Annotated in this window: 1 protein-coding gene; it reads right to left on the reverse strand. The window is 65.6% G+C overall.

Translation table 11 applies throughout. The features are described from left to right. On the reverse strand, positions 1-541 hold a 541-nt coding region (locus tag HMPREF7215_RS02950; RefSeq protein ID WP_198004541.1), incomplete at its 3' end, for an MBL fold metallo-hydrolase. Between the last annotated feature and the right edge of the window lie 278 nt (positions 542-819).

Raw genomic sequence — 819 nt, forward strand, 5'->3', positions numbered from 1 at the left:
CGCCGCCGAAGCAGAGGCGCCGCCCCGCGAAACGGCACAGGAACGAGACGTGGTGAGAGGCGTGCCCGGGGGTATCGACGACGCGCCATGCGGAGGACAGCCGGCTGCGTGCGACGAGAGCGGAAGCGGGCACGGGCAGCGGCGGCCGGTAGGCGGCGGCCATGGCTTCGCCGAGCGTGGCGGCGGTGGCCTGCCAGAGCTTTTCGGGCGAAATCAGGTGCGGGGCGGCGCGCTCGCAGCAAAACACTTTCAGCCCCGGATAATCGCGGCACAGACAGCCGGCCGCGCCGCAGTGGTCGAGGTGGATGTGGGTGAGCAGCAGCAGATTGGGCGCGGCCCCGAGTTCGTCCAGAGCTTTTTTCAAATGCGCGTAGGAACCGGCCACGCCGCAGTCGACCAGCGTGGTTTCGCCGGGAGCGCGCAACAGCCAGGCGCCGAGGAACTCCTCGAAGCCGGGGCGGCCGTCCAGCGGCAGGCGGATCAGGTCGAGCGACTCGTCGCCGGCGGCGGCGACGGGACGGACGTCGGGAATCTTTTTCATGGCGAAAACCTCCTCGTATGGGCTGGATCTCGCTCTTATTGTACTGCGGCGGAAAAAACTTTTCCAACGCCGGAAGCGGCGCCGGAAAAGGGAGTTCCCCGAAATCCGCGCCGAGCCGCGGCGGTCGATCGATATGTTCCACGTGGAACATATCTGCTTGAGTGAACCCATGGCAACGGTTTGTTTTGTATGCAAGAAAGGCAATAGTTCGTTCCGTCCCGGCCCCGCCGCCGAAACGGGACGTTTTTTTCGCCGGCGTCGTTCGCCGGGATTTTTTG

This window comes from Pyramidobacter piscolens W5455, from assembly GCF_000177335.1.
GTDB lineage: Bacteria > Synergistota > Synergistia > Synergistales > Dethiosulfovibrionaceae > Pyramidobacter > Pyramidobacter piscolens.